This is a genomic window from Nocardiopsis sp. TNDT3 (assembly GCF_003427465.1).
Classification (GTDB): domain Bacteria; phylum Actinomycetota; class Actinomycetes; order Streptosporangiales; family Streptosporangiaceae; genus Nocardiopsis; species Nocardiopsis dassonvillei.
Map to the genome: position 1 here is coordinate 1 of NZ_QPFC01000626.1, position 3,616 is coordinate 3,616.

Below are 3,616 nucleotides of genomic sequence, written 5' to 3' on the forward strand. Positions count from 1 at the left end.
CCCCCGGGGGCCGGGCCCGCCACCGGGGTCAGTCCTTGAGCAGACCCGGCGCGATGACCTCCTCGACCAGGGCGCGGCGCACCTCGTCGGCGTCGCCCGTGTGCCCCAGGTGGCCCGTGGCGGCGCGCAGCTGCGCGCGGACCGCGTCCACCACGGCGTCGCTGCGCAGCACCTCGGCGACGGGGGCCGCCTCGACGGCCTCCTTCCACCCGCGCAGGGTGTCCAGCCGACCGCGGTCGACGGCTTCGCGGGTGATGTGGAACAGGGCGTCGATGTTGCGCTGGTAGGCGTCGGCGTCGGTGAGGTCGACGTCGATGACCTCCACCGGCCGGTTGCCGCCGCCCTCGTCGGGGCGCAGGTGGTAGACCTTCCAGAGGCGGCCGTTGGTGAGGATCACCCACTCGGCGCCCTCCTCGACGGCCAGGCGCCGGGACACCTGGATGTTGCGCTGGTCGAGCTCCTGGCCGACCCGGCGCACCTCCACCGGCGCGAACAGCTTGCCGTCCAGCACGATCGCGTAGTCGATCGAGTCCCCGCTGGTCCGGTACTGGGTGGTCATGTCCTGGTACTTGCTGAAGTTCAGGCCGACGCTGAAGAAGTCGGCGACGAGCATGCGGGTGTCGCCGTCGTTGGCGTCGCGCTCCAGCAGGTCGGACAGCGGCCCGGAGAGGCGGTCGACCGCCGCCGCGACCCGACCCCGGACCGAGGTCTCCCAGCTCAGGGTGGTGCTGGTGAACTCACCCGTCCTGGTCATGACCTGGGTGTCTTCAGCGTCCATGAACGTCCGTTCCCGTGTGTGTCGAGGAAGCCCCGCCGCGCGGCCTTCGCCGGGACCGGAGGAGCGGGTTGCAGGGGGGAGGAATCCGGCCACGATGCTACAACTCGCGCCGCTGACCGGGCACCTCCGGGACTCCGGGAGGAGGGCGGGCGCTCCCTCCGTTCCGCGGGGGTGGAACGGATGGGACGGAAGGAACGACGGACATGTCGCGGTACTAGACTGGCGCGGCTCTCGAACCCCCCTGTAGAACAGGAAAACGTTGGCTTCCCGCTGCCCCTACGCCGAACTCCACGCCCCCGAGTTCCACGCCGACCCGCACGACGTCTACGCGCGGATGACCAAGGAACACGGCTCCGTCTTCCCCGCCGAGATCTCCCCAGGGATCAGCGCCTGGGTGGTCGCCGACTACGCCCTCATCACGGCCTGGTGCAGGGACAGCCGCACCTTCCGGCGCGACTCCCGGCTCTGGCTCGACTGGTCCGAGGGGCGCGTCCCCGACGACGCCCCCGTGGCCGCGATGATGGCCTACCGCCCCAACCTGCTCTTCGCCGACGACGACGCCCACGCCCGCCTCAAGCGGTCGGTGGTCGACTCCCTGGGCCGAGTGCCCGAGAGCCGTGTCGGCGAGAGCACCCGCCGCCACGCCGACAGCCTCATCGACGCCTTCGTCGAACGCGGCAGCGCGGAGCTGGTGTCCGAGTACGCCCGCCTGCTGCCGCTGCTGGTGCTCTGCGACCTGTTCGGCTTCTCGCGCGAGGTCGGCGAGCGCGTCCTGACCTCGCTCGTGGACCTGTGGGACGGCAACGACGTCGTGCGCGCCAACGCCGAGTACGAGCGCGCCCTGTCCGACGCCATCTCGCACAAGCACGCGTCGCCGGGGGAGGACATCACCACCTGGCTGCTCCAGCACCGGGCGGGGCTCACCGACGAGGAGATGCTGCACCAGCTCGTCGTGACCATCGGCGCCGGCGCCGAGCCGACCGCCAACCTCATCGCGGCCGCCACGCACACGATCCTCACCGACCCCGAGGTGAGCCGGGCCCTCAACGGCGCCCTCGTCGGGATCGACGAGGTGGTCGAGCAGGTCCTGTGGCGCGAGCCGCCCATCACCAACTACCCGGTCCTCTACCCGGTGCGCGACGTGGAGATCAGCGGCGGACGGGTCATCCGCAAGGGCGAGCCCATCCTCCTCGGCTACGCCGCGGCCCACAGCGCGATGGCCGAGAACGGACCCGACATCGAGCACGTCACCCGCGCCCACCTGGCCTTCGGGGTCGGTCCGCACCGCTGCCCGGCCCACGGGTTCGCCCAGGCCATGGCCCAGGTCGGCGTGGAGGTCCTCACCAGGCGCCTGCGCGGCCTGCGCGTGACCGACCCGGCCCCGCGCTGGCGCGTCTCCCCGTTCGCGCGGGCCCTGGCCGAACTCCCCGTGGAATTTCCGCCCGACTCCCCGAAGGGAACACCGCCATGGCAGCAGACATCCCCGTCCTCCACCCCTACGACCTCCACCGACAGACAGCCGGACTCCGCGACCGCGGCCCCGTCGTCGAGGTTGAGATCACTGGTGGCGTGGTTGTTCGGGCGCTGACCGGCCACGACGTCATCATGGAGGCCCTCGCCCACCCCGGCGTGCGCAAGGAGGCGCGGCACTGGCGGGCGTGGGCGCAGGGCGAGATCCCCATGGACTGGCCGCTGATCTCCTGGGTGGCCCCGGACAACATGCTCACCGCGGACGGCGACCGCCACCGGCGCCTGCGGACCCTGGTCTCACAGGCGTTCACCCCGCGCCGGGTGGAGGAGCTGCGCCCGAGGATCACCGAGATCACCGCCGAACTGCTCGACGGCCTCGCCGCCGCCGGGCCGGGACCGGTGGACCTCAAGGCGGCGCTGTCGCTGCCGCTGCCCATGACGGTCATCTCCGAGCTGTTCGGGGTCGGGGCGGAGCACCGCGGCACCCTCCACACCCTGATGCACCGGGTCTTCGACGCGACCACCACCCCGGAGGTGGCGGCACGGACCAACGCCGACATGCAGGCCTTCCTGGCGGAGCTGGCCGAGCGCAAGTCCCGTGAGCCGGGCGACGACCTCACCAGCGCGCTGCTCCAGGCGCGGGCGGAGGGCGACGAGCGGCTCTCCCACACCGAACTGGTGTGGACGCTGATCCTCATGATCGGCGCGGGCTACGAGACCACGATGAACCTCATCACCAACGCCGTGCACGCGCTGCTCACCCACCGGGACCAGCTGGAGCTGGTGCGGTCCGGCGGCGCCTCCTGGGCCGACGCGGTCGAGGAGACCCTGCGCTGGGACGCCAGCATCCAGTACCTGCCGCTGCGCTACACGGCCGAGGACGTCACCCTGGCGGGCACGCGCGTGCCCGCGGGGGAGGCGCTGCTCATGGGCTTCGGCGCGGCGGGGCGCGACCCGGGGCGCCACGGCGAGGACGCGCACGCCTTCGACCCGCGGAGGGAGCAGCGGGGGCACCTGGCCTTCTCGCACGGTCCGCACTTCTGCCTGGGCGCGGGGCTGGCCCGGCTGGAGGGCGTGACCGCGCTGGAGGCGCTCTTCACGCGCTTCCCGGACCTGCGCCTGGCCGAGGGGGCGGAGGTGGAGCAGGCCCCGTCCATCGTGGCGAGCGGTCGGGCCGCGCTCCCCGTCGTCTGGGGCTGAGTCCGTCCGGCCCGGGGAGCGGTCGCGGCCCCGGGCCGGGTACGGCTCCCGGCTTGGGTGTGCTCCCCGGTTCGTGGGCGGTCCCAGGACCCGTGCGGCCTCCGGGACGGACGTGGTCCCCGGGGTCGGTTGGGGTTCCGGATCGGGGCCGGAAGCGGGTTCCGGCCC

3 protein-coding genes are annotated in these 3,616 nt (G+C 72.9%); 2 read left to right on the top strand and 1 reads right to left on the bottom strand.

Annotated elements, in window-relative coordinates:
• Window positions 1-28: 28 nt before the first annotated feature.
• Window positions 29-778 (bottom strand): hypothetical protein, encoded by a 750-nt coding sequence (locus DQW06_RS15940; protein ID WP_013155551.1) that lies wholly within the window; start codon window positions 776-778, stop codon window positions 29-31.
• Window positions 779-1,037: 259 nt separating this feature from the next.
• Between DQW06_RS15940 and DQW06_RS15945 the strand changes: the two genes are divergently transcribed.
• Window positions 1,038-2,366, top strand: a complete 1,329-nt coding sequence (locus DQW06_RS15945; protein WP_013155550.1) for a cytochrome P450 — start codon at window positions 1,038-1,040, stop codon at window positions 2,364-2,366.
• A complete protein-coding gene (locus DQW06_RS15950) occupies window positions 2,348-3,448 on the top strand; it encodes a cytochrome P450 (RefSeq protein ID WP_117198824.1) in 1,101 nt (366 codons plus the stop codon). Before DQW06_RS15945 ends, DQW06_RS15950 begins: the two co-directional genes overlap by 19 nt.
• Window positions 3,449-3,616 lie beyond the last annotated feature (168 nt).

What these genes read in the sequence shown, in the direction of transcription:
- DQW06_RS15940 (WP_013155551.1), bottom strand. Translation starts at nt 778, where the DNA reads ATGGACGCTGAAGACACCCAGGTCATGACCAGGACGGGTGAGTTCACC.